The organism is Pseudomonas muyukensis (assembly GCF_019139535.1).
In the GTDB taxonomy this organism is placed as follows: domain Bacteria; phylum Pseudomonadota; class Gammaproteobacteria; order Pseudomonadales; family Pseudomonadaceae; genus Aquipseudomonas; species Aquipseudomonas muyukensis.
In genome coordinates this window covers 5,379,190-5,402,191 of record NZ_CP077073.1, presented here as the reverse complement: position 1 = coordinate 5,402,191, position 23,002 = coordinate 5,379,190, and the positions used below count along the sequence as shown (strand labels likewise).

At 65.9% G+C, this 23,002-nt stretch carries 19 protein-coding genes and 1 tRNA gene; 12 read left to right on the top strand and 8 right to left on the bottom strand.

Features of this window, described 5'->3' with window-relative positions; genetic code table 11:
- Positions 1-85: 85 nt before the first annotated feature.
- The 3 genes from mksF to mksB are packed head-to-tail and all read right to left on the bottom strand — an operon-like array spanning position 86 to position 4,900.
- Complete coding sequence (mksF, locus tag KSS95_RS23970; protein ID WP_217850307.1) at positions 86-2,917, bottom strand: Mks condensin complex protein MksF; 2,832 nt, start codon at positions 2,915-2,917, stop codon at positions 86-88.
- Positions 2,914-3,621 (bottom strand): Mks condensin complex protein MksE, encoded by a 708-nt coding sequence (gene mksE, locus KSS95_RS23965; RefSeq protein WP_217850305.1) that lies wholly within the window; start codon positions 3,619-3,621, stop codon positions 2,914-2,916. The genes mksF and mksE overlap by 4 nt, the downstream gene beginning before the upstream one ends.
- On the bottom strand, positions 3,611-4,900 hold the full coding sequence (mksB, locus tag KSS95_RS23960) for an Mks condensin complex protein MksB (protein WP_217850297.1): 1,290 nt from the start codon (positions 4,898-4,900) through the stop codon (positions 3,611-3,613). The genes mksE and mksB overlap by 11 nt, the downstream gene beginning before the upstream one ends.
- A 232-nt stretch (positions 4,901-5,132) precedes the next feature.
- Here mksB and KSS95_RS23955 point away from each other — a divergent pair, with 232 nt between their 5' ends.
- On the top strand, positions 5,133-5,924 hold the full coding sequence (locus tag KSS95_RS23955; protein ID WP_217850296.1) for an energy transducer TonB: 792 nt from the start codon (positions 5,133-5,135) through the stop codon (positions 5,922-5,924).
- Positions 5,921-6,376, top strand: a complete 456-nt coding sequence (rimI, locus tag KSS95_RS23950; RefSeq protein ID WP_217850294.1) for a ribosomal protein S18-alanine N-acetyltransferase — start codon at positions 5,921-5,923, stop codon at positions 6,374-6,376. Before KSS95_RS23955 ends, rimI begins: the two co-directional genes overlap by 4 nt.
- A 215-nt stretch (positions 6,377-6,591) precedes the next feature.
- On the opposite strand, the gene KSS95_RS23945 is transcribed toward rimI, so the two are convergent.
- On the bottom strand, positions 6,592-7,755 hold the full coding sequence (locus KSS95_RS23945) for a hypothetical protein (protein ID WP_217850292.1): 1,164 nt from the start codon (positions 7,753-7,755) through the stop codon (positions 6,592-6,594).
- 66 nt (positions 7,756-7,821) lie between these two features.
- Here KSS95_RS23945 and KSS95_RS23940 point away from each other — a divergent pair, with 66 nt between their 5' ends.
- Positions 7,822-8,406: a D-Ala-D-Ala carboxypeptidase family metallohydrolase gene (locus KSS95_RS23940; protein WP_217850291.1), complete on the top strand. Its 585-nt coding sequence runs from the start codon at positions 7,822-7,824 to the stop codon at positions 8,404-8,406.
- On the opposite strand, the gene KSS95_RS23935 is transcribed toward KSS95_RS23940, so the two are convergent.
- Entirely contained in the window at positions 8,346-9,251 is a 906-nt protein-coding gene (locus tag KSS95_RS23935; protein WP_217850289.1) for a LysR substrate-binding domain-containing protein, read from the bottom strand. The genes KSS95_RS23940 and KSS95_RS23935 overlap by 61 nt on opposite strands.
- 136 nt (positions 9,252-9,387) lie before the next feature.
- On the opposite strand from KSS95_RS23935, the gene KSS95_RS23930 reads away from it, so the two are divergent.
- Positions 9,388-10,002: a LysE family translocator gene (locus tag KSS95_RS23930; protein WP_217850288.1), complete on the top strand. Its 615-nt coding sequence runs from the start codon at positions 9,388-9,390 to the stop codon at positions 10,000-10,002.
- A gap of 54 nt (positions 10,003-10,056) precedes the next feature.
- Here the strand turns inward: KSS95_RS23930 and KSS95_RS23925 are convergent.
- Both KSS95_RS23925 and KSS95_RS23920 read right to left on the bottom strand, forming a co-directional pair.
- Positions 10,057-10,133 (bottom strand) — tRNA-Met (locus KSS95_RS23925).
- A gap of 97 nt (positions 10,134-10,230) precedes the next feature.
- Complete coding sequence (locus tag KSS95_RS23920; RefSeq protein WP_217850286.1) at positions 10,231-11,163, bottom strand: FecR family protein; 933 nt, start codon at positions 11,161-11,163, stop codon at positions 10,231-10,233.
- A gap of 248 nt (positions 11,164-11,411) precedes the next feature.
- Between KSS95_RS23920 and KSS95_RS23915 the strand changes: the two genes are divergently transcribed.
- From KSS95_RS23915 to KSS95_RS23885, 7 genes are all read left to right on the top strand, one after another.
- Positions 11,412-12,617: an MFS transporter gene (locus KSS95_RS23915; RefSeq protein WP_217850284.1), complete on the top strand. Its 1,206-nt coding sequence runs from the start codon at positions 11,412-11,414 to the stop codon at positions 12,615-12,617.
- 392 nt (positions 12,618-13,009) lie between these two features.
- Complete coding sequence (locus tag KSS95_RS23910) at positions 13,010-14,167, top strand: MFS transporter (RefSeq protein WP_217850282.1); 1,158 nt, start codon at positions 13,010-13,012, stop codon at positions 14,165-14,167.
- Between the two features lie 85 nt (positions 14,168-14,252).
- Entirely contained in the window at positions 14,253-14,879 is a 627-nt protein-coding gene (locus tag KSS95_RS23905) for a DNA-3-methyladenine glycosylase family protein (RefSeq protein WP_217850281.1), read from the top strand.
- Between the two features lie 372 nt (positions 14,880-15,251).
- A complete protein-coding gene (locus tag KSS95_RS23900; protein WP_217848088.1) occupies positions 15,252-15,548 on the top strand; it encodes a transposase in 297 nt (98 codons plus the stop codon).
- Positions 15,545-16,378, top strand: a complete 834-nt coding sequence (locus tag KSS95_RS23895) for an IS3 family transposase (RefSeq protein WP_217848111.1) — start codon at positions 15,545-15,547, stop codon at positions 16,376-16,378. The genes KSS95_RS23900 and KSS95_RS23895 overlap by 4 nt, the downstream gene beginning before the upstream one ends.
- A 439-nt stretch (positions 16,379-16,817) precedes the next feature.
- A complete protein-coding gene (gene ada / locus KSS95_RS23890) occupies positions 16,818-17,873 on the top strand; it encodes a bifunctional DNA-binding transcriptional regulator/O6-methylguanine-DNA methyltransferase Ada (RefSeq protein WP_217850279.1) in 1,056 nt (351 codons plus the stop codon).
- A 54-nt stretch (positions 17,874-17,927) separates the two neighbouring features.
- Entirely contained in the window at positions 17,928-20,330 is a 2,403-nt protein-coding gene (locus tag KSS95_RS23885) for a DUF3772 domain-containing protein (protein WP_217850277.1), read from the top strand.
- A 125-nt stretch (positions 20,331-20,455) separates the two neighbouring features.
- Here the strand turns inward: KSS95_RS23885 and KSS95_RS23880 are convergent, their stop codons facing one another.
- Positions 20,456-21,886, bottom strand: a complete 1,431-nt coding sequence (locus tag KSS95_RS23880; protein ID WP_217850275.1) for an aldehyde dehydrogenase family protein — start codon at positions 21,884-21,886, stop codon at positions 20,456-20,458.
- Between the two features lie 394 nt (positions 21,887-22,280).
- Here KSS95_RS23880 and KSS95_RS23875 point away from each other — a divergent pair, with 394 nt between their 5' ends.
- Complete coding sequence (locus KSS95_RS23875; RefSeq protein ID WP_217850273.1) at positions 22,281-22,970, top strand: hydrolase; 690 nt, start codon at positions 22,281-22,283, stop codon at positions 22,968-22,970.
- The last annotated feature ends 32 nt before the right edge of the window (positions 22,971-23,002 follow it).

The window sequence follows — 23,002 nt, the reverse complement described above, 5'->3', positions numbered from 1 at the left end:
GGCCGCTCCTACAGGGGAACGCATATCCCTGTAGGAGCGGCCTTGTGTCGCGATAGGGCCGCAACGCGGCCCCAGTACACAGATGTCAGGCCAGTTCCTCGGCCTCATCCTCGCGCACGATGGCCTTCACTTCGTCCAGCCGGCTGATGTACTTCCAGTCCGCCTCGTCGATGTAGATGCCGTTCGGCCCGCTACCGCCTTCCAGGTCAATCGCCACCCGTGCCGACACCTGCGGCTTCACGCTCGCCAGAATCGGCACGAAGCCCAGCTGCTGGCTGGTCTCCAGCAACGCGGCCTGGTTGCGTTCGTCGATGTCCGCGGCCTCGTCGAGGTAGTACGGCAGGCGAATGCGCCCGGCCAGGTCGCGGTCCATCAGGTGCAGCAACAGGTACATGTTGGTCAGCGCCTTGATGGTCATGGTGGTGCCGTTGGACGCCGCGCCGTCGATGTCGGCATGGATCACCGGCTGGCCGTTGATCTTGGTGATCTCGAAGGCCAGTTCGAACAGGTCCTTCAGGCCCAGCTGGTTGTGGTTGGCCGCCACCAGCCGCGCCAGGTACTCCTTGGCCTCTTCGTTCTTGTGATCCTGCTCGGCGCTTTGCGTGAGGTCGAACACCGACAGCGTTTCGCCTTCCTCGTACTGGCCGGCGCTGTGGATGATCTGGTCGATGTGCTTGAGCGCTTCCTTGTTCGGCGCCAGCACCACGCGGAAGCTCTCCAGGTTGGACACCTGGCGCTTGTTGATCTCGCGGTTGAACAGGGCCAACTGGTGCTCGAGGCTGTCGTAGTCGCTGCGGATGTTGCGCAGGGTCCGGGCGATGTCGGTGACCGCCGCGCGGCGGGCCTTGGCCAGGGTCAGCGCTTCCTCGGTGCGGTGCGAGTAGGCGTTGATCAGCAGTTGCAGGCGGCGCTCCATATCGTCTTCGCTGTCGAACTTGGCCACGCCTTTCAGGCGCACCTGGGCGTACAGCGCCTCGATCTGGTTGTCCACGCGCTGCAAGGCCTGCCAGCTGTCCTGGTAGTCGTTGAGCAGGGGCAGCAGGTTGTCCATGGAGTCGTCGATGGCTTCCATGAACGGCGTGCCGAACGGCAGGTCGGCCGGCAGCAGCTGGCGACGACGCAGGGCGTCTTCCAGGGTACGCTGCTTGGCTTCCAGGTCGGCGATCTGCCGGCCCACCAGTTGCAGCTTGGCCGACAGCTGCTGGACGCGCTCGGTGAAGGCGTCGCTGGAGCGCTTGAGCTCGTCCTGGGCGGCTTCCAGCTGGCCCAGTTGCTCCAGCTTCTCCGGCTCTTCGGCGCTGAGGGTCTCGGTGCGACGGTAGTCTTCCAGGGCCTTCTGCGCATCCAGCACCTGCTGGTACAGGGCTTCGGTCTGGGCCTTGCTGGCGGCGCGGTCGAGGGCCACGGCCTGCTGGGTCTTGAGCTGCTTGAGCTCCTTTTCCAGGCGCTCTTTCTGGTCGCGCAGGGCGGCGCGGTCAGCCAGCGCCTGCAGTGCGGGCGGGTCGATGTGCGAGATGTCGATGGACAGGCCCGGTACTTCGAAGCGTTCGCCCTTGAAGCGATCGAGCACGCCTTCGAGGGTTTTCACCCAGACATCGCTTTCGTCCAGCTCGATGCCGCGCTCACCCAGCGGCAGGCTGAACAGCGCGCCGTTGAACAGGCGCATCAGGCGGTCGACGTCCTGCTGCGAGAACTCTTCGCGCAGGCGCGCATAGCTGTTGTTGTCGGCGTGGTCGAGCTGCTGCTTGACCGCCTTGACGCGTTTCTCGAGGTCGCGCACGCGCTCGTCGAGGTCTTCTGCCGAGAACTGCCGTGACTGGGCCAGGGCGCCGGCCAGTTCGTCGTGGGCGTCCTTGGCCGCCAGCAACTGCTGCTCCAGGACCTTGACGTCGTCGACCAGGGCGAAGCGGTGCTTGAGCACCGACAGCTCGCCCAGCCAGCGCTGGATGCCGGTGATTTCACGCTCCAGGCGCATCAGCTCCTGGGTGCCGCCGCGCTGGTCGTTCTGCAGGCGGTCCTGCTCGCCACGGTAGTGCTCGGACTGGATCACCAGCTCTTCCTTGCGCGCCATGGCGTATTCCTGCCAGGTGCCCAGCAGGTTGTCGAGCAATGGCGAGATGCGGTGCAGCTTGCCGCGCAGGATGTCGCGCTGGGCCACGCCGCCGGCCAGGGCCTCGACCAGCGGGCCTGCAGCCACCAGGGCGTTGTAGTCGCCCTCCATGCGGCGCACGTCGCGGAAGGCTTCTTCACAGGCGGCGATGTAGTCGACGCTGCCCGAGCGCAGGCTGTGCTCGAAGGCGTCGAGGAACAGCTGCTTGAGCTTGGCGGCGGTGATCTCGCGCATGTGCAGCAGGTTGATGAACAGGGCGCGGAAGGTCTTCAGGCTCTGTTCGCTGGTCGAACGCAGTGGGATCAGGGTCAGGTCCAGCGGCACCGAGGTGTGGCCGCCGACCAGCAGCCGGCGCAGTTCGTCCGGCTTGAGCTCGTAGGCTTTAAGGCCATGACGCTCGAGGTTGGTGAACAGCTCCTTCTGGCGCAGGCAGGTGTCATCTTTCTGGTAGTGGGCCAGGTCCAGCTCGCCCTGGTAGGCGAAGAACTGGTGGCCGAAGCCGCCGCCCGGCCCGCGGCCGACCACGCCGATCACGTGCGGGCCGTGGGGCAGGTTCAGTTCGGTGAGGATGTAGCTGGTGTCGCTGGCGAAGTAGAAGCGCCGCGACTGCTCCAGGCTGTACTTGCCGAAGCTCATGTCGGACATGCGCGCCAGGATCGGGAACTGCAGGGCGTTGATCGACGCCGATTTACCCAGGTTGTTGGCGCCATAGACCGACAGCGGGTGTTCCAGGGGGAACAGGCCGAGGCTGTAGCCGGCGGTGTTGAGCAGTGCGAAGCGGCGGATGCCGTAGCGTTCCTGGCTCATGCGTCAATCTCCTGTTGCTCTTCGCGGATCGCCCGGGCCAGGGCATCCTCTTCGCTTTCCTCACCAGCAAACGGCGTGAGGTCGAGCGGGTCGTCGGTGCGGTTGAGTTCTTCGGGCGTCTCTTCCACCACCAGCACGGGCACCGGCAGCGGCAGGTCGCTGTGCAGGGTGGCGGCCAGGTCGCGGTCCTGCTGCACCGACAGGCACACGTCGAGGAAACGGTGCATCGGTGGCAGGAAGCGGTAGATGCCGCCTTCCTCGTGGGCGAAGCCGAGCTGGGTCATGCGTCGCAGGATCTTTTCTTCCAGCTCCTCGACGGTCTGCACCTCGGCCTGCAGGAACAGGTCGCGGTACTTGTCCAGCAGCGAAGGCAGCTCGTCGCGGCCGATGCTGCCGCCGTCGAGCACCACCATCGGGTCGCGGCCCTGGTCGGCGAGGTGCTCGACCAGGATGAAGGTGAACAGCGACAGGCGCTGGGCGGTCTTGTTCACCTGCGCGGCGGCCTGCTCGGGGACGAAGTAGTAGAAGCCGCGGGTGTCGCACACCAGCTCGAAGCCCAGGGCCTTGAACAGGGTGCGGTACTGGTCCTGGAAGTTCGACAGCTGGGCGTACAGCTCCGGGTCGCGGCGGCTGACGTGGAAGCCCTTGAACAGCTCGCGGAAGATCGGCGCGAGCTGGGACAGTTCGGAAAGATCAAGATGCATGGGTGGGGCTCGCGGTGGATTCGGTCGTGGTGGCCGGCGGGTTTGCGCGGCTGGACGTCAGGGCGAAGGAGCGCAGGCTGACCAGGTGTTCGCGGGTGGTGTATTGCTGGCGGTCGAGGCGCTGGCGGCTGAAGCGCTTTTCTCGCGACAGGCGCGAGAACCAGTACAGCAGCTCGTCGGTGGCGCCCTCGGGCTCCTGCTCCAGCAGCCAGACCATCAGGTCCGGCAGCGGCAGGGCGTCTTCGCAGCGCTCGAGCATTTCCTTGACCGTGCGCGGCGCGCGCGGGATCGGGCCCTTGTGGGTCTTGTGCGCCTTGGGGAAGCGCGCCGGCTTGGGCTCGAAGCGGGCCAGGGCGTAGACGTAGGCCTCGACCTGGCTGGCGCTGCCGAGGAAGGTGCTCTGCGGGCGGGTGAACATCGGCATGGCCGCTTGCGGCACGGCGTCGATGCCTTTCTTGCGAATCACCGACAGGGCCAGCGCGGCACCGCGGGTCACCGCGTTGTGCCGGCGGGCTTCCTCGCGCAGCGGCAGCAGCAGCTCGCGGGCATGGCGCAGGGTCAGCTGGGCGCTGGTCTGCATTTCGAGGATGCGCGCGTGGGTGCGCAGCAGCATGTCGTCGTCGACCAGGTGGCCCAGGCGCGCCTGCTCGCCCAGCAGGCGCAGCAGCACGGTCTCGACCTTGCGCACGCCCTGTTCGAAGGCGCCGTCGGCGTTGACCAGCTGGATCATCGGTTCGACGTATTCGTCCCAGGTCGCCAGGACTTCGGCGTAGCGCTGGCGCAGGGGGATCTGCCGGTTGCTGGTCTTGGCCCGCTCGGCCACGGCCTGCAGGGCCTGCTCGTCGTTGTCGAGTTTTTTCAGCACGTCGCGCACGCGCATGTCGAGCAGGCGCAACTGGCGCGCCAGGTCGTCGCTGTCGCGGTTGTCGAAGGCATCCTGGATATGCCCGGCCAGGCGTTCCAGGTGGCGCAGGTAGGCCTCGATCTCCAGGCACAGGCCCAGGCGGTGCTCACGGCGCAGGTAGGCGAGGAAGTCGTGGATCTGCGCGTTGAGCTCGAAGCGGTTCGGGCTCTTGGCCACCGGGACCAGAATGTCCAGGCGGATCCATACGTCGAGCAGCTGGGTGATGTCCTGCGGGGTGCTTTCCACCTGCTGGCGGGCCAGCTGCTGGCGCAGCTCGACCAGGCTCAGGGTGCCCTGGTCGAAGCGCTCGCACAGCGGCTCGATCAAGGCCCAGTGTTCGGCTAGGGCGCGCAGGACGCGCTTGGGTTCGATCATTGGCGGGTCGACTCGTTGCCAAATAAAAGGGGCGATTGTACTGCATCCAGGGGGGAGGATTTCACCCCTTGGTCTGTTATGGGGATAACCCTGAGGCGCAAAGGGGGATTCACTGGCCCACCAGGCACCGTGGGAGCGGGCTTGCCCCGCGATGGCTGACAATCTGTTGCGGCGCATCCTGGGCAACGGCGTTAGAATGCCCGCCTGATTTCGTCCACCGGATACCCGCGCCTTGCTGATCGAGTCCCGCCGCCGCGCCTACCTGTCCGCCATGCAAGTGGTGCACTGGCTGCCGCGCGCCGAACTGCCGTTCGCCGCCCCGTCGCGGCCGGAGCTGCTGTTGCCGGTGGCGCCGGTCGAGGACGTCGACTTCGAGGTGCGCCCGGCCGCTCCCGCGCTTGCGTCGAGCGCCACCCCGGCGGCCCCTCCGGCGCGTGCCGAGCGGCCGAAGATCGAGATCCCGCGCCCGGGCAGCGCACCGAAACCGGCCGCCAAGCCGGTCGAGGCCGAGCAGGAGGCCCCCGCGCCACGCCCGGCGCCGGTACCGCCACCACGCTTCGCCCTGCAGTTGCTGCGTGCCGGCAGCTGCCTGCTGCTGGTCGAGCTGGCCACCGGCCAGCCGTTTCAGAGCCGCGACCCGTCCTACCTGCTGCTCAAGGACATGCTGCGCGCCGCCGGCTTGCCGGACGCGCCGCAGATCATCGGCGAGCCGGTGCGCTGGCCACTGCTGGTGCGCGGCAACATGGACCAGGGGCCCGAGGCCGCGCGCGATTTCGTCCAGGGCTTTATTGCAGCGCGCCTGGAGGAAGCCCCCTGCACCTGCCTGTGGCTGATCGGCCTGCCGGCCATGCGTTACGCCGGCCAGGCCGAGGCCGAGGCCTATTACCAAGAACTCAAGGTCGAGCTGCTCGGCGATGCCTGGGCCTTGCCCGGCCTTGAACTGTTGATGGACGAGCCGCAGCGCAAGGCGGACGTCTGGAAAGCCATGCGCCAGCTGATGGCGCGCTGGAAGAGCGTTGAATGAGTGACTCGATCAGTTTCCGCCCGGCCGCCGAGGCGGATCTGGATGCCCTGCTTAAGATCGAATACGCCGCGTTCAGTCATCCCTGGACCCGCGGTATCTTCCAGGACGCCTTGAAGTCCTACGAAGTGTGGTTGATGTTCGACGGCCAGCAGCAGGTTGGCCATGGCGTGATCAACGTGATCATCGACGAGGCGCACCTGCTCAATATCACCGTCAAGCCTGAGAACCAGGGGCGCGGGCTGGGCTTGCGGCTGCTCGAGCACCTGATGGCGCGGGCCTACCAGCTCAATGGCCGGGAGTGCTTTCTCGAAGTGCGGGCCAGCAACCAGTCGGCTTATCGCCTGTACGAGCGCTATGGCTTCAACGAGATCGGTCGGCGCCGCGACTACTACCCGCTGGCGGGTGGGCGCGAGGATGCGCTGGTGATGGCCTGCACGTTGCTCGAAGACTGAGCAGCGTTCTCTGTATTTGAAGGGCTCTTTCCCGCCGTGGCATCACCGTGCCACGGTGGGAGCGGCCTTGTGTCGCGAAAGGGCTGCGTAGCGGCCCCAGGATTTCAGTGTTCGCATAAAGATCGCCGGGGCCGCTTTGCGGCCCTTTCGCGACACAAGGCCGCTCCCACAAGGGGCGCGCCAGGTTTGAGATTGGTGGCCCCTCGCGCACCGGCTCAGATCTGCGGGTGTTCCACTTCGATCGGCTTGCGCAAATCCCGCAGGCTGCGCGTCACCGGCCCGCTATTGCACTTGGCTGCGGCCTGCTCTGGCGTCATCTCGCGGATGGTGCGGTAGAACAACTCGCAGGTCTGCTTCTTCTGAGTTACCTGCCACTTGCTGGTGCAGGCATCCAGGGTGAGCTTGGCGTCGGCCTGTGGGTTGCGCCCCATGCCGGCCTGCCAGCAGGCGGCGGAGAGGTCCTGGCCCATCATCTTCAAGCCCGCCGCGTCGGCCTTGTCCTGGTCGCCGTCGTAGCTTTTCGGGTCGGCGGCGTACCAGATCGCGCTGGGGTGGTTGGCGCCGAGCACCGGCACCTTGGCACTGGCGGTCTCGGGGCTGATGCTCACCAGCCCCAGCACGTTGACCTTCGGCCCATACTGCTGCTCGATCCAGGCACGCACCGGCGCGCCGAAGGCGACCATCGGCAGGGCCGCCTTGCCGTTGTGGGTCAGGGCGACCTCCTTGACCATGCGCACCTGATACTCGTTGAAGTAGCTGTAGACCCCTTCCAGGTCCTTGCCGGCGCTGGCCGGGGCGGCGATCGGCGCGATGTCGACGATGGTCTGGTAGGCCGGGGTCTGGGTGGCCTCGACGCCGTTGAAGGTCAGCAGCTGGGCCCAGCGGTCGGTGGTGTTGGACTTCAGGTAGTCCTGGTAGCGGGTCAGCGAATAATCCGGCGGGAAGTGCAGCAGCTCGATGCTGCGGCGGTTCTCCAGGGCCATGCCCAGGGGCAGGAACAGGTACCAGCTATAGTCCCAGCCGCCTTTCTGGTTGAGCTGGGTCGCGCCCTGGTAGGCCAGCTCGCCGCTGTCGAGCAGCTTGCGCAGGGGTTCGGTGTAGCTGGCCGGGACGCCGCTGATGCTGGCGTGCAGCTGGTCATGCTCGCGGCTCACCTTGACCTTGGCGTTGGCGTAGCCGTCGCGCTGCACGCTTTGGCTCAGGTAGTGCTCGACGGTCTGTTCCAGGGTCCAGTCGCGGTAGCAGATGACGTTGCAGTTGTTGGGGTAGGCGAACAGCCGGGTCACGCGCTGGGCGTCGCCCAGGTCGATCTGCGCGTCGGCCATGGCCAGGCCGCTGAAGGTGAGGGCGGCCAGGCCCGATACAGCCATCTTGTGCATGCTTAACTCCTTGTCAGTGGCCGCCAGGACGGCGGGCGCGACACATGGTGGATGAAGAGGTGGGGCATGAAAAGCGCCAAGTGCTGGCTACTGGCTATCGCGCTGTCCGGCCCGGGCATGGCCCAGGCTGACGAGCGCGACCTGTGGATGTTCGCCCAGTGGGCGGGGGATCATGAAAACCGCCGCTTTCGTGAAATGCTGGTGGACGCACGGCTGTATGGGGTGGTGCCGATCCACCAGTTGCTGCGCTCGGCCTCGGATTGGCGGTTGTGCAGGGCTGCGCCGTTCGCGGTACCACCGGCCAGCCATTGGCCGGCGGTGCGCTCGACCCTGGCGCTGATCAAGCTGCTGGGTGAGCAGGGTGCCCTGCGCCAGTTCGAAGTGGTGTCGGCATACCGCGATCCGCGCTTGAACGCCTGTGCCGGTGGCGCGCCAAGCAGCGCACACATGCGCGCCTTCGCCGTCGACCTGTTGTTGCCGGCCTGGGCCGACCCCAACCCGCTGTGCCGCTTCTGGCAGCAGCATGGCCAGGCCTGGAACATGGGGCTGGGGCGCTATCCGTCGGGGCGCATCCACCTCGACACGGCGGGCTATCGCACCTGGGGCGGCGATGGCAGCGCCAGCTCGTCGTTCTGCAGCAAGCCCAACTGAGCCAGGCACGCCTGGCATTCGCTGCGGACCCAGTCGGCGAAACGTTGGCGCTTGCTGCCATCGTCCAGCGCTTGCGGGCTGAGCAGGTGATAGCCAGAGCCTTCCTTGAGGAAGCCGAACGGCGCCTGTAGCTGGCCGCTGTGCAGTTCGTCGTGGACCATCAGCGCCGAGGCCATGGCCAGGCCCAGGCCGGCGCTGGCGGCCTGGATCGACAGGTAGAAGTGCTCGAAGTCGCTGCGCTCGCCCTGGCCGATGGCCTGGCCGCTCAGGCGTTGCCAGGTGGCCCAGGCGTCGGGGCGGGTCGCGCTGTGCAGCAGGCGCCGGACTGGATGGCCGGGGGCGCAGACCGGGCCGATCCATTCGTCGCAGATCTTCAGGCTGTGCAGTTGGCGATCCCAGTGGAAATCGTCGCGGCGCAGGGCCAGGTCGATGCCGCCGCGGGCGAAGTCCACCGGGCCGCCGGCGGCCACCAGGTGCAGTTGCAGGTCGGGGTGGGCGGCCTGCAAGCGCGGCAGGCGCGGGATCAGCCAGCGCATGGCGATGGTCGGTTCGCAGGACACCACCAGCACGGTGTCCGCCGGCTGTTGTTGCAGGCGTTGCACGGTGGCTTCGAGTTGGCCGAAGAGCGCCTGGGTGGTGTCGTGCAGTTCGCGGCCAGCGGCGGTGAGGAACACGGCCCGGTTGCGCCGCTCGAACAGCGCCACCCCGAGGCTTTCCTCGAGCAGGCGCACTTGGCGGCTGACGGCGCCGTGGGTCACGTGCAGCTGTTCGGCGGCGCGCACGAAGCTCTCGCCGCGGGCGGCAATGTCGAAGTAGTGGAAGGCGTTGAGGGGCGGCAGTTTCATGTGCTGGGCTGTTCCGGCGCTCTCGTGGTTGTGTCAGGAAAACTAGCAGATTAGCTTCACTATAAATCGATTTTTACTCGTTCCAGGCATCGGGATAATCCCACTTTCAGTGAATTTTCATCGAGGATACCTGTTTGTGAACGAACTCATCGCCGTCGCCCTGTTCACCCTTCTGGCCGTTATCAGCCCTGGCGCCGACTTTGCCATGGTCACCCGCAGCAGTTATGCACAGGGCCGCACGGCCGGCCTGGCCGCAGCGGTGGGGATTGCCCTGGGGGTGCAGGTGCATGTGCTGTATACCGTGCTCGGGATCGCCGTGATCATCAGCCAGAGCCCGGTGTTGTTCCTGGCCATGAAAGTGCTTGGCGCCGGGTACCTGATCTACCTCGGCTACAAGTCGCTGACCAATACCACGCGTATAAGCCTCGACGGCTTGGCGCACAGCGAGACAAATGTGGCGAGCGCCTTGCGCACGGGCTTTCTGACCAACGCGCTGAACCCCAAGACCATGCTCTTCGTGGTCAGTGCCTACACCCAAGTGGTGCAGCCCGGCAGCCCGCTGGCGCTGGACTTCGCCTATGGCGCGTTCATGTCGTTCGCCCATTGGGTGTGGTTCAGCCTGGTGGCGGTGTTTTTTTCCAACCACTTGCTGCGTCGGGCGATGATCGAGCGCCAGGAGGTGGTCGACCGGGTCATCGGCGTGGCGTTGATCGGCCTGGGGCTGGCCGTGGTGGTGGCAGGCGTGAAGTAGCTTTTTCGCAGGCAAAGAAAAAGGGCTTATCTTTCGATAAGCCCTTTTAAAAGGTGGTGGCTACACAGGGACTTGAACCCCGGACCCCAGCATTATGAATGCTATGCTCTAACCAACTGAGCTATGTAGCCAACTTGGCGCGCATTATTAGCGTGAATCGCCATCCTGTCAACAACGTTTTCAAAAAAATTTTCCCAACCTTTCAAAAACTTAGCGGGAATACCCGGCTCAGCGCGCGATCAGCCAGTGGCCGAGTACGCTGTGCAGGCGCAGCTGCTGTTGGTCGGCCAGCCTGGCAAGGCTCTGGGCCGGGTGATCCAGGTCGAAATCGGCACTGACGCGGCGATACCCGGCCTGCTCGTCCAGTAACCACAGGCGCTGGCCTTGATACCCGGCCAGACGTTCCAGCACTTGCGCCAACGGCAAGTCCCTGGCTTTCAATTGGCCGTTGCGCCAGGCATCGACCGCTTGCGTGTCGACCTTGGCCACCGGTTCGATATGCGCGGCGTTGAAGGTCACGCGCTCGCCCGCGTTGATCATGCGCAGGTCACCGCCCTGGCTTAGCGCAGCCTTGCCCTTGATCACCACCAGCTCGTCATGATCGCCGTGGCGGGCGATCTGCAGACGGCTGCCGAACACCTGGATGCGGGTGTCGTCGACCTGCACCTCCAGGGCCCGGCCATCGAGCATCACTTCCAGGTACACCTGGCCCTGAACCAGCTGCAACTGGCGGGTGCGGCCGCGCAGGTCGACGTTCATCGCGCTGGCGCTGTCCAGGTGCAGGGTCGAGCCGTCGGCCAGGCGCACGCTGCGCCGCTCGCCGACGTCGGTGTGCAGTTCGCTGCCCAGGCGTTGCAGCATGGGCCAATAGAGCCAGGCCAGCAGTGCCAGCAGCATCAGGAACAACAGCCCCAGCAGCAGGCCCATGCGGCTTTGACGCAGCTTGACGATGCGCGGCCGTGGCCGCGCCGCGGGTACCTGCAACTGTTGCCAGTAGGTTTCCAGCGCTGCGTAGGCATGGGCGTTGAGTGGCTCCTGGCACCACGCCGCGAAGGCCTGGCGCAAGCGTTCGTCACAGCCGGGCTGGCGCAGGCGGGTGAACCACTCCAGGGCTTCGTGTTCAGGATCGACAGGCGGCTGCAGGGCGGGCATCGGGCTCATGGGATCGGTCTGCTCGCGGGGGAGGGCGGGTTGGCCCAGTGTTTACGGGGGGATAATGATGCCAAGGATGCTAATTATATTGAGAATTATTTGCAAGTGCGTGAGATGGGGAGAACGATTGCGTAGGCCCCCGCCTTGCTGGTGAAACCTGCGCCGCGGTTGGGCACCCGGCGAGCGAATAAAAAGCTAGCTTCGTATCTATTTGTTTCACGATAATCGGATCCCACCCTGTGCTCGGATATCAGCCCATGGCCACCAGCAGTACCCAGCCCCCTCCCGTGAGCAACCCAGCCAACCCGCTGGTGATGCGCATCATCGGCTTCTGTGCCCTGGCCCACCTGATCAACGACCTGATCCAGTCGGTGCTGCCGGCGATCTACCCGATGCTCAAGGCCAACTATGACCTCAGCTTCGCCCAGATCGGCCTGATCACCCTGACCTTCCAGATCACCGCCTCGCTGCTGCAGCCATGGGTTGGCTTCTTCACCGACAAGCACCCGACCCCCAACCTGTTGCCCATGGGCACCCTGTGCACCCTGGTGGGGATCGTGATGCTGGCCTTCGTCGGCAGCTTCCCGATGATCCTGCTGGCCTCGGCGCTGGTGGGGATCGGCTCCTCGACCTTCCACCCGGAAACCTCGCGTATCGCCCGGCTGGCCTCGGGCGGGCGCTTTGGCCTGGCCCAGTCGACCTTCCAGGTCGGTGGCAACGCCGGTTCCGCCCTCGGCCCCTTGCTCGCGGCGGCGATCGTCATTCCGTTTGGCCAGGGCCATGTGGCCTGGTTCGGCGTGGCCGGGCTGTTCTTCCTGGCCGTGACCCTGATGCTGCGCCGCTGGTACAAGGAGCACCTCAACCAGGCCAAGGCACGCAAGGCGCTGCAAGCCAACCATGGCATCTCGCGCAAGCGGGTGATGCTGGCATTGCTGGTGCTGGGCTTGCTGGTGTTCTCCAAGTACTTCTACATGGCCAGCTTCACCAGCTACTTCACCTTCTACCTGATCGAGAAGTTCCAGCTGTCGGTGGCCAGTTCGCAGTTGCACCTGTTCCTGTTCCTTGGCGCCGTGGCGGCCGGGACCTTCTTCGGCGGGCCGATTGGCGATCGTATCGGGCGCAAGGCGGTAATCTGGTTCTCGATCCTGGGCGTGGCGCCGTTCACCCTGGCGCTGCCGTATGCCGACCTGTTCTGGACCACCGTGCTCAGCGTGGTGATCGGCTTCATCCTGGCTTCGGCCTTCTCGGCCATCGTGGTGTATGCCCAGGAGCTGGTGCCGGGCAACGTGGGGATGATTGCCGGGATCTTCTTCGGCCTGATGTTCGGCTTCGGCGGCATCGGCGCGGCGTTGCTGGGGTATGTGGCCGACCTGCGGGGTATCGAGTACGTGTATGGGCTGTGCTCGTTCCTGCCGCTGTTCGGCTTGCTGGCGGTGTTCTTGCCGTCCACCGGTAAACGTTGAAGGACTCGCAGGGCAATCCCGCTCCCACAACCCTGCGTGGGAGCGGGCTTGCCCTGCGATTGACGTAACGCCCCCCCTGGCCTAGAGTGCCGCCTCCATTCTTTGACCTGCGTAGTTCAAGCGATGCGCCGTACCGATGTCTTCTGTTCGCCCCGCCCGTCTGTCGCCCCGACAGCGCGCCGTGCGTGGCCGAGCGACACGGTGCTCAAGCGCCGGCGCAGCGTGTTGTTCGCCTTCACCTTCTCGCCACACCTTGCCCTGAACTGATCCGCGCCCCTGTGTCCTGCGCCATCCCGGCGTAACCGCGGGCGCCTGCGTTCGAACATCTTTCAGCGGAGTTTCCAGTCGGCCAGGGCCACAGCCCCTGCGCGCCGGCTTGCAAGGAGTGGTACATGAACATGCGTTTGCTGGCGGGCCTGTTGTTCGCCGTGTCGGTGGTCGGTTTCAGCCTCGGGGCGAGCCTGCCGCTGGTGTCGTTGCGTTTGCACCAAGCGGGGGCGGGGACGCTGGAGATCGGTGTCATCTCGGCGATCCCGGCGGCGGGCATGATGCTCTCGGCCTTCATGGTCGATGCCTGCTGCAAGCACCTGACCCGGCGGGTCATCTACCTGCTCAGCTTCAGCCTGTGCACCCTGAGCATCGCCTTGCTGGAGTGGGCATTCGACTCGATGCTGTGGCTGGCGCTGCTGCGCCTGGGGCTGGGCCTTGGCATGGGCATCGCGATCATCCTCGGCGAGTCGTGGGTCAACGAGCTGTGCCCGGAGCACAACCGCGGCAAGATCATGGCCTTGTACGCCACCAGTTTCACCGGCTTCCAGGTGCTCGGCCCGGCGCTGCTGGCGCTGCTCGGCGCCGACAGCCCGTGGCTGACCGGGGTGGTCACCCTGTGCTACGGCCTGGCCCTGCTGTGCATCCTGTTCACCGTGCCCAACGACCACGTCGAGCATGCCGAGGACGCCAAGAGTTTCGGCCTGGCCGGCTTCTTCCGCGTGGCCCCGGCGTTGTGCGTGGCGGTGCTGTTCTTCTCGTTCTTCGACGCGGTGGTGCTGTCGCTGTTGCCGGTGTATGCCACCAGCCACGGTTTTGCCGTAGGCGTGGCGGCGCTGATGGTGACCGTGGTGTTTGCCGGCGACATGATCTTCCAGCTGCCGCTGGGCTGGCTCGCCGACCGGGTCGAACGCACCGGCCTGCACCTGGTGTGCGGGCTGGCGGCGATGGCGATCGGCATCGCCTTGCCTTGGCTGCTGCAACTGACCTGGCTGCTGTGGCCATTGCTGGTGGTTTTGGGGGCGGTGGCCGGGGGGATCTACACCTTGGCGCTGGTGCTGATCGGCCAGCGCTTCAAGGGGCAGGACCTGGTGACCGCCAACGCCAGCGTCGGCTTGCTGTGGGGCGTGGGCAGCCTGGTCGGGCCGCTGGTCAGCGGCGCGGCGATGGACGTCGCGCCCCATGGCTTGCCGATGGCCCTGGCGCTGATGGCCGGGTTGTTCGTGTGCTTTGCCCGCCAGGCCTATCGGCGGGCTGGCAAGCTGCAGGCGGCGGTGGATTGAGCCGCGAGTCACTGCGCAAGATCCGGCGTTTCAGTACTGGACGGCTGGGCTAGGCTGCAGGTTTGTTCCGGGCCGGATGCCATCGATGATTCTTGCAGACCTTTCGCCACACGCTGTCATGCAGGCCACGCAGTCCCTCGCTGGGCTGGATGCAGACTGGGCGCGGCATATCGCTACCGTCGGGCCCTGCTTGCACCGCGCCACGCCTGGGCGCGAGCCCTACGAGGCGTTGGTCCGGGCAATTGCCTACCAGCAGTTGCATGCGCGGGCGGCGCAGGCGATTCTCGGGCGGTTGCTGGCGCTGTTTGCTGAAGCGGCATTCCCCACGCCTGCGCAATTGCTGGCAGTGACGCCTGAGACCATGCGCGCCTGCGGATTTTCCGCGAGCAAGACGGCAACCTTGCACGGCATCGCCCAGGCCAGCCTGGACGGGACAGTGCCGAGTCGGGCGCAGGCCCTGGTGCTGGAAGACGAAGCCTTGATCGAACGGCTGGTGGCCCTGCGCGGGGTGGGACGCTGGACGGTGGAGATGCTGTTGATCTACAGCCTTGAGCGTTCGGATATCCTGCCAGTGGATGATTTTGGCGTGCGCGAAGGCTATCGGCGCCTCAAAGGGCTGGAGAAGGCCCCGACACCCGCGCAGATGCGCGGGCTGGGAATGGCCTGGCGCCCGTATCGCACGGTGGCGGCGTGGTATCTGTGGCGAGCGTGAAGGCCCAGTCGTGGCGCAGACGCTCCTCCTGTAGCCAGCTTGCTGGCGAGCCAGGCGCCGCGGAGGATGGCACCGGCCATGCCGGTGTTCGCCGGCAAGGCCGGCTCCTACAACGGTTACGGCCTGCAATACCTGTAGGAGCCAGCTTGCTGGCGAACCAGGCAACGCGGAGGATGGCACCGGCCACGCCGGTGTTCGCCGGCAAGCCGGCTCCTACAACGGTTACGGCCTGCAATGCCCGTAGGAGCCAGCCTTGCTGGCGAACCAGGCGCCGCGGAGGATGGCACCGGCAACGCCGGTGTTCGCCGGCAAGGCTGTTGTGGCTCAATGTTTTTGGACCATGATGTAGGAGCATCAACCTAAGGACGCATCATGGGTTTTCGTAACGTTCCTGCTGAAGAAAAGGCCGAAGCTGTTCGCTTGGTCGTGGAAATGAACTACTCCGTGCCCAAGGCATGTGAGCAGATGGGAGTGGGGCCCACAGCCCTGCGACGCTGGGTTCGAGCATGGCGCAAGGAGCATGAAGGAGCCACGCAAACGACTCGGCCTCAAGACCAGGAACTCATTGATTCACTGAAGGCCAGACTAGAGCTGCTGGAGGCCGAGAACGACGTTCTAAAAAAGCAGTTGCCCTCTCATCTGAGGGCACTGTTCTGCCGAAGAAAGTGATCGCACGGCTCAAGGGTCGACTGTCCACGCGTCATTTGTGTCGACTTCTGAGCGTGCCACGTAGCAGTCACTACGCGAGCCGTAAGCCTCGGCTGATCAAGCCCATTGAGCGACGCTTGGAAAAGGAAATACGCCAATTGCACAGGACATTTCGCGGTGCTTTGGGTAGTCGAGGTTTTTCCAAGGAACTGCGAAAAAAAGGGTTCGCGGTCGGGCGCTATCGCATGCGTAGCTTGATGAAGAGGCTGGATCTGCACTGGAAACGCCCGCGCTACGCGCATTATCGGCGAGCCACGAAACCAGCCCCTACAGCTGCCAATCTCCTGGATCGCCGCTTCAACCCCGTGCATCCCAACGTGCGGTGGGCGGGAGATATCACCTACATACGGGCAGGTGGACGCTGGCTGTACATGGCAGTGGTGATGGACCTGTTTTCCCGCCGGATCGTGGGTTGGGCCTGTTCGAAAACAGCTGATACCGATCTCTCGCTCCGGGCCTTGCGGTTAGCTGTTGCCCTGCGCAAACCGGGTTCTGGATTGATGTTTCATTCTGACCAGGGGTGTCAGTACACCTCTGATCGTTTTGTAGGGTATTTGGCTGAAAAGAGTATCGTGCAGAGCATGAGCCGACGAGCCAATTGCTGGGATAACGCCGTTGTAGAACGCTACTTCAGGACGTTGAAGCAGGACTGGGTACCGGAGGATGGTTATACAAATCACAGAGAGGCGGAGAAAGATGTGATGGAGTTTATTGCTCACTACAACCATCACCGCTGTCACTACGCTTCGAACGATCTGCCACCAGCTACTTTTGAGGAGCTGGCGGCCTAAAAGCTCCTACGTCGTGGTCCAAAAAAACTGGACCACTACAGGCCGGCTCCTACAACGCTTACGGCCTGCAATACCTGTAGGAGCCAGCTTGCTGGCGAACCAGGCGCCGCGGAGGATGGCACCGGCTGCGCCGGTGTTCGCCGGCAAGCCGGCTCCTGCAACGGTTACGGCCTGCAATACCTGTAGGAGCCAGCCTTGCTGGCGAACCAGGCGACGCGGAGGATGGCACCGGCTGTGCCGGTGTTCGCCGGCAAGGCCGGCTCCTACAACGGTTACGGCCTGCAATACCTGTAGGAGCCAGCCTTGCTGGCGAACCAGGCGATGCACCGGCCATGCCGGTGTTCGCGGGCAATCAGACCGCTGAAAACAACGCAAGATTCGGAGTTACGCGCAGCGCCGGCCCTGCCAGGCTGACGGCATCGAACTCCAGGAGAGGCCCATGAAACCCACCGCGACCTACACCACCGACGCCGAGCGCTGGCACGCCGTGCAGGCCCGCGACAGCGGCGCCACGGGCCACTTCGTCTACGCCGTGCGCACCACTGGAATCTACTGCCAACCGGCCTGCACCTCGCGCCTGGCCAAGCGCGAGAACGTCGAGTTCTTTGCCGACGCCGACCAGGCCGAGGCCGCCGGCTACCGTGCCTGCAAGCGCTGCAAGGCCGGCCTTGGCAGCCGCCGCAGCGAACGGGTGGCCCGCGCCTGCCGGCTGATCGAGGCCAGCGACACGGCGCCGAACCTCGATCAGCTCGGCGCCGAACTGAATGTCAGCCCGTTCCACCTGCACCGCCTGTTCAAGGCCGAAACCGGGCTCACGCCCAAGGCCTATGCCTCGGCCTTTCGCGCCCGGCGCCTGCGCGAGCAGCTGGATACCGGGACCAGCGTCACCGAGGCGATCTACGAGGCGGGCTACAACTCCAATAGCCGCTTCTACGAAAGCGCCGACGCGCGCCTGGGTATGCGCCCACGGCAGTACCGCGCCGGCGGCCAGGGCGCCACCATCCGTTTCGCCCTGGCCCAGTGCTCGCTGGGGGCGATCCTGGTGGCGCAGAGCGAGCGGGGGATCTGCGCGATCCTGCTGGGTGACGAGCCAGAGCCCTTGTTGCAGGATCTGCAGGACAAATTCCCCAAGGCCACCCTGATCGGCGGCGACCAGGCCTTCGAGCGCCTGGTCGCCGAGGTGATCGGCTTTGTCGAGGCGCCGGCGCTGGGCCTGGCGTTGCCACTGGATGTGCAGGGCACGGCGTTCCAGGAGCGGGTCTGGCAGGCGCTGCGCGAAGTGCCGGCGGGTACCCAGGTCAGCTATACCGAGATCGCCGCGCGCATCGGCGCGCCCAAGGCCGTGCGGGCGGTGGCCCAGGCCTGCGCGGCCAATACCATCGCCGTGGCCATCCCCTGTCACCGGGTGGTGCGCCGCGACGGCGACCTCAGCGGCTACCGCTGGGGCGTGGAGCGCAAACGCCAGTTGCTGGCCCGAGAAACGGCACACTCCTGAGCCTGCGGAACGCGTAGAATTTGCGCCCTGTCGAGTTGTATAGAGGAACATTCGATGAGGCGTGTCAGCCTTGACCGATTTTACCCATGCGTTCTAGCCCTGCTGTTGTGGCTGGCGCTCCCCGCCTGGGCCGCCCCGGCCACGCCGGTGTCGCGCCTGGCCGTGGCCGAGCAGCAGGTGCTGGACGAAGACGCAAGCCTGGAGCAACTGAGCGAGCACCTCGACCAGATCCGCCAGGGCGTCAGTGCCAATGCCAACGACGACCTGCTGTCGCAGTTGCGCCAGCAGGCCCTGCAGGTGCAGCGCCAGGCCGATGTGCTGGCGACCCAGCGCACCGCCGACGTCGAACGCCTCGACGACCAGCTCAATGTGTTCGGCCCGCCACAGCCAGACGAGGCCGAGAGCCTGACCCGCCAGCGCCAGCAACTGGCCGCGGAGAAGAACGCGGTACAGGCCGAGCAGAAGGAAGCGACGCAGCTGACCCAGTCGGCCCGCGACCTCTCCACGCAGATCGTCAACCTGCGCCGCAGCCTGTTCAACTCGCAGGTCACCAGCCGCGCAGCCAGCCCCTTGAGCCCGGCGTTCTGGTCGAGCCTGATCCGCCCCACCGACGAAGACCTGGCGCGCCTGCGCGACTTGCGCGGCGAAGCGGCCGATGCCCTGGCCAGCGCCACCAGCGCCGAGCACCGCTGGTTCTTTTTCAGCACCCTGATTGCCGCCGTGCTGGTCTGGACCTGGGTGCGGCGGATGCTCGAGCGCCTGCTGGCCGACGCCATGGTGCGCTGGTTGCCCGAAGGCCGGCTGCGCCGCAGCGCCTTGGCCCTGAGCGTGAGCCTGGCGACCCTGGGCACCATCGCCGGCTCGGTATCGCTGCTGCGCTGGGGCCTGGAAAGCAGTGCCGAGCTGGGCACCGATATCGCCAGCCTGACCAACCATGTGCTCACCCTGGTGGTGTTCAGCGCGTTCATTTCCGGCCTGGGCCGCGCCATGCTGATGCTGCAGCGGCCTTCCTGGCGCCTGCCGCCGATCCCCGACGAGGTCGCCAGTGCCCTGGGCTGGTTCCCCAAGGTCTTGGCCCTGGTGCTGATGGTGATGCTGACCCAGGAGCGCATCAACAGCGTGATCGGCACCAGCCTGGCGCTGACCCTGGCCACCAACGGCCTGACCGCGCTGGTGGTGTCGCTGTTGTTCGTCTTCGCCCTGGTGCGCTACCGGCGGACCTTGCGCAAGCATGAGCTGCCGCGTCCGACCGGCCTGGCCGGGCTGATTCCGGCGGTGATCGTGGTGTGGGTGGGCTTGATCCTGCTGACCCTGCTCGCCGGCTACCTCACCTTGGCGTTCTACCTGACTGGCAAGTTGCTGTGGGTCAGCGTGGTCACCACCTGTGCCTACCTGTTGGTCACGGTGTTCGGCGACCTGTGCGAAACCCTGCTGTCGCCGCGCCAGCCCGGGGGCCTGGCCCTGGCCTCGGCGCTGGGCTTGCAACAGCGCCACCAGGCCCAGGCCAGCACCATTCTCGCCGGTATCGGCCGCACCCTGTTGCTGTTCGCCGCGGCACTGCTGGTGTTCATGCCCTCGGGCACCAGCCCGGGCGAGTTGCTGCTGAGCCTGGCCGACTGGGACGGCAGCGGCGGCAAGGTGCTCGGCAACCTGAAGATCGTGCCCCAGGACATCCTCCTGGCCGTGGCGATCTTCCTCGGCGGCTGGTTCGCCATCCGCGTGGTCAAGCGCTGGCTGAGCGAGCGCCTGCTGCCGGAAACCGACATGGATGCCGGCATGCGCGCCTCGCTGGTGACCCTGGTCGGCTACCTGGGCTTCCTGTTCCTGGCGATGCTGGTGATGTCCACCCTGCACATCAACCTGACCAGCCTGACCTGGGTGGTCAGTGCCTTGTCGGTGGGTATCGGTTTCGGCTTGCAGCAAATCGTGCAGAACTTCATTTCCGGCCTGATCCTGCTCACCGAGCGCCCGGTGAAGGTGGGCGACTGGGTGAGCCTGGCGGGCGTGGAGGGGGATATTCGGCGGATCAACGTGCGCGCCACCGAGATCCAGATGTCCGACCGCTCGACGGTGATCGTGCCCAACTCGCAGTTCATTTCGCAGAACGTGCGCAACGTGACCATGGCCAATGCCCTGGGCGTGGTCGGCGTGACCCTGACCTTGCCGCTGGAGACCGACGCCAGCCAGGTGCGCGAGTTGCTGCTGGCGGCGTACAAGGAGCATGACGCGATCCTCGACGCACCGGCGACTTCGGTGACGTTCAAGGACCTGACCAGCAGTGGCATGGTGATCGCGGTCAGCGGCTACGTGGGCTCGCCGCGCCAGGTGTCGAGCACGCGCAGCGACCTGTTGTTCACCATTCTTGCGCGCCTGCGCGAGGCAGGCATCGCCTTGTCGTCGCCGCAGAGCATGGTGCTGGTGCAGGAGAATGGGCGACCGGCCGACGAGCCCGCTTGATGCCCTCGCGCGGCCGGTCGCATCGGCGCGCTCCCGCGCCCCTGTAGGCGCGACACAAGGCCGCGCCTACAGGGATCGTGCAAGCAAGTCGCTGTGGGGCAGCGCCCACGTGCATCGCGAGCGGTCTACCCCAGGCACCGCGTCACATGCTTCACCGACTGATACCCCGCCAACCCCCAGGGCCCAAGCTCGCGGCCGATGCCGCTGGCCTTGGTCCCGCCCCACGACGTTTCGACGAACACCGCCTGCACCGAGTTGATCCACACATGGCCCACCTCCAGCGCGTCGGCCACGCGCTCGGCGCGGTCCAGGTCGGCGCTGCAGACGGTGGCCACCAGCCCGAAGCGGCTGTCGTTGGCCTGGGCGATGGCCTCGGCTTCGCTGGCGAAGCGCCGCGCGCACAGCACCGGCCCGAAGATCTCCTCCCGCCACAGGCGGCTGTCTTCAGGAACATCCACATATAAGGTCGGGCTGACGAACCAGCCCTCGCGATCCAGCGCCGTGCCGCCGGTCAGGCACTCAAGGCCCTCTTCCCGGGCCGTGGCGAAGTAGCCAGCCACCTTCAGCCATTGCCCCTGGCTGGTCAGCGGGCCCATGTCGACTTCCTGCTCCAGCGGGTTGCCCACCCGCAACGCCGCCAGTGCCTGGCGAAGGCGCGGCAGCAAGGCCTCGGCGATGCCGTCCTGCACCAGCAGGCGCGAGGTGGCCGAGCACATCTGCCCGGCGTTCCAGGTAATGCCGGCGATAATCCAGTCCAGCGCCTGGTCGACCTGGCAATCATCGAACACCACGATCGCCGACTTGCCGCCCAGCTCCAGCGTGACGGGCCGGCATTGCGCGGCGGCGGCGCGCATCACCTGGCTGCCGACGCCATTGCTGCCGGTGAACGACAGCTTGTCCAGGCCGTTGTGGCCGCTCAGCGCAGCGCCGGTCTCGGCCTTGCCATTGATGATGTTCAGCACGCCGGCCGGCAGGCCTAGCGTCTCGGCGATCTGACCGTAGGCGAGTTCGACCAGCGGGGTGACTTCCGAGGGCTTGAGCACCACGGTGCAACCGGCGGCCAGGGCCGGGGCGAGCTTCCAGGCGCTGGTCACCAGCGGGAAGTTCCAGGGCACGATCAGGCCGACCACCCCCACTGGCTCCAGGCGGGTGCGGGCGCTGAAGCCTGGGGCGGCCAGGGGTACGTCGCGGTTCTTCGCCGGCAGCTGTTCGGCAAGGTCGGCGTAGTAGGCGAAGGTGGCGATGGCATCGTCCAGGTCGATCTGTGCTTCGTGGCGCGGTTTGCCGTTGTTGCGCATCTGCAGGGCGATCAGCGCGTCGCGGCGCAGGCCCAGTTGCTCGGCGAAACCGCGCAGGTAGGCGGCGCGCTCGGCGGCGCTGACGGTTTTCCAGGATGCCAGGGCGCGACGTGCGCCAGCCACGGCCTGGTCGACCTGTGCGCTGCTGGCGGCCAGCAGTTCGGCGAACGGCTGGGCATCGGATGGGTCATGGACAACGATGCAGTCGCTGCCCTGGCCTTCGACCCAGTGGCCGTCGATGTAGTGAGAAGGGGTCATGGTGTGTACCGGCGCGATTATTTTGATTATGGCGAAGCGATTCTGCTGGCGGCAGGCAGGGCGTCAAATCGCTGTGGGCAAATAATCAGTTCAGGGATTTGTGAACCAATGGGGGCCGTCGAGGCCCTTGCGGCGCCGGGTGATTCATCGTTCCCCCAGCGCAACGCTGAGGGTGCACCGATAGGCCTACCGGCCTGCGTCCGGGCTCTCTACCGTTAGCCCTGTCGCCCGGCTGGCCACAGGCCGCACGGGCATCTGCCAGGGCCCGCCGACTGACGGTCGTTTCGCTCAGCCAGCGTTGCCTACTCTGATAATCCCCACCGCGGATTTGTGTGGGGCGCGGTTCGCCCGCCAAGGCCAGGACGGCCGGTTCTCGATACGAGAGGAGAGAACGATGAGCCCATTCTCGCAAGCTGCCAATTTCCAAGGCCAAGTACCGCGCATCGACCCCGACAACGCCGCCATGCTGTTGATCGACCACCAGAGCGGCCTGTTCCAGACGGTCAAGGACATGCCCATGACCGAGTTGCGGGCCAACGCCATCACCCTGGCCAAGGTCGCCCGCCTGGCGCAGATTCCGCTTATCACCACCGCCTCGGTGCCCCAGGGCCCCAACGGCCCGTTGATTCCGGAAATCCACGAGGCCGCGCCGCACGCGCAATACGTGGCGCGCAAGGGCGAGATCAATGCCTGGGACAACCCCGAGTTCGTCGCTGCGGTGAAGGCCACCGGGCGCAAGCAGTTGATCATCGCCGGCACCATCACCAGCGTGTGCATGGCCTTCCCCAGCATCAGCGCAGTGGCCGCCGGCTACCAGGTGTTCGCTGTCATCGATGCGTCAGGCACCTACTCCAAGATGGCCCAGGAAGTCACCCTGGCGCGCGTGGTCCAGGCCGGCGTGGTGCCGATGGACACCGCTGCCGTGTGCTCCGAGGTGCAGCGCACCTGGAACCGCCCGGATGCCGCCGAGTGGGCCGAGGCCTACAGCGCGGTGTTCCCCCACTACCAGTTGTTGATCGAGAGCTACGCCAAGGCCCAGGCCGTGGTCACCGAACACCAACAGCTCGACTCGCAACGCAGCTAAGCCACCCTTTTCAATCCACGCAAGGAGATCCA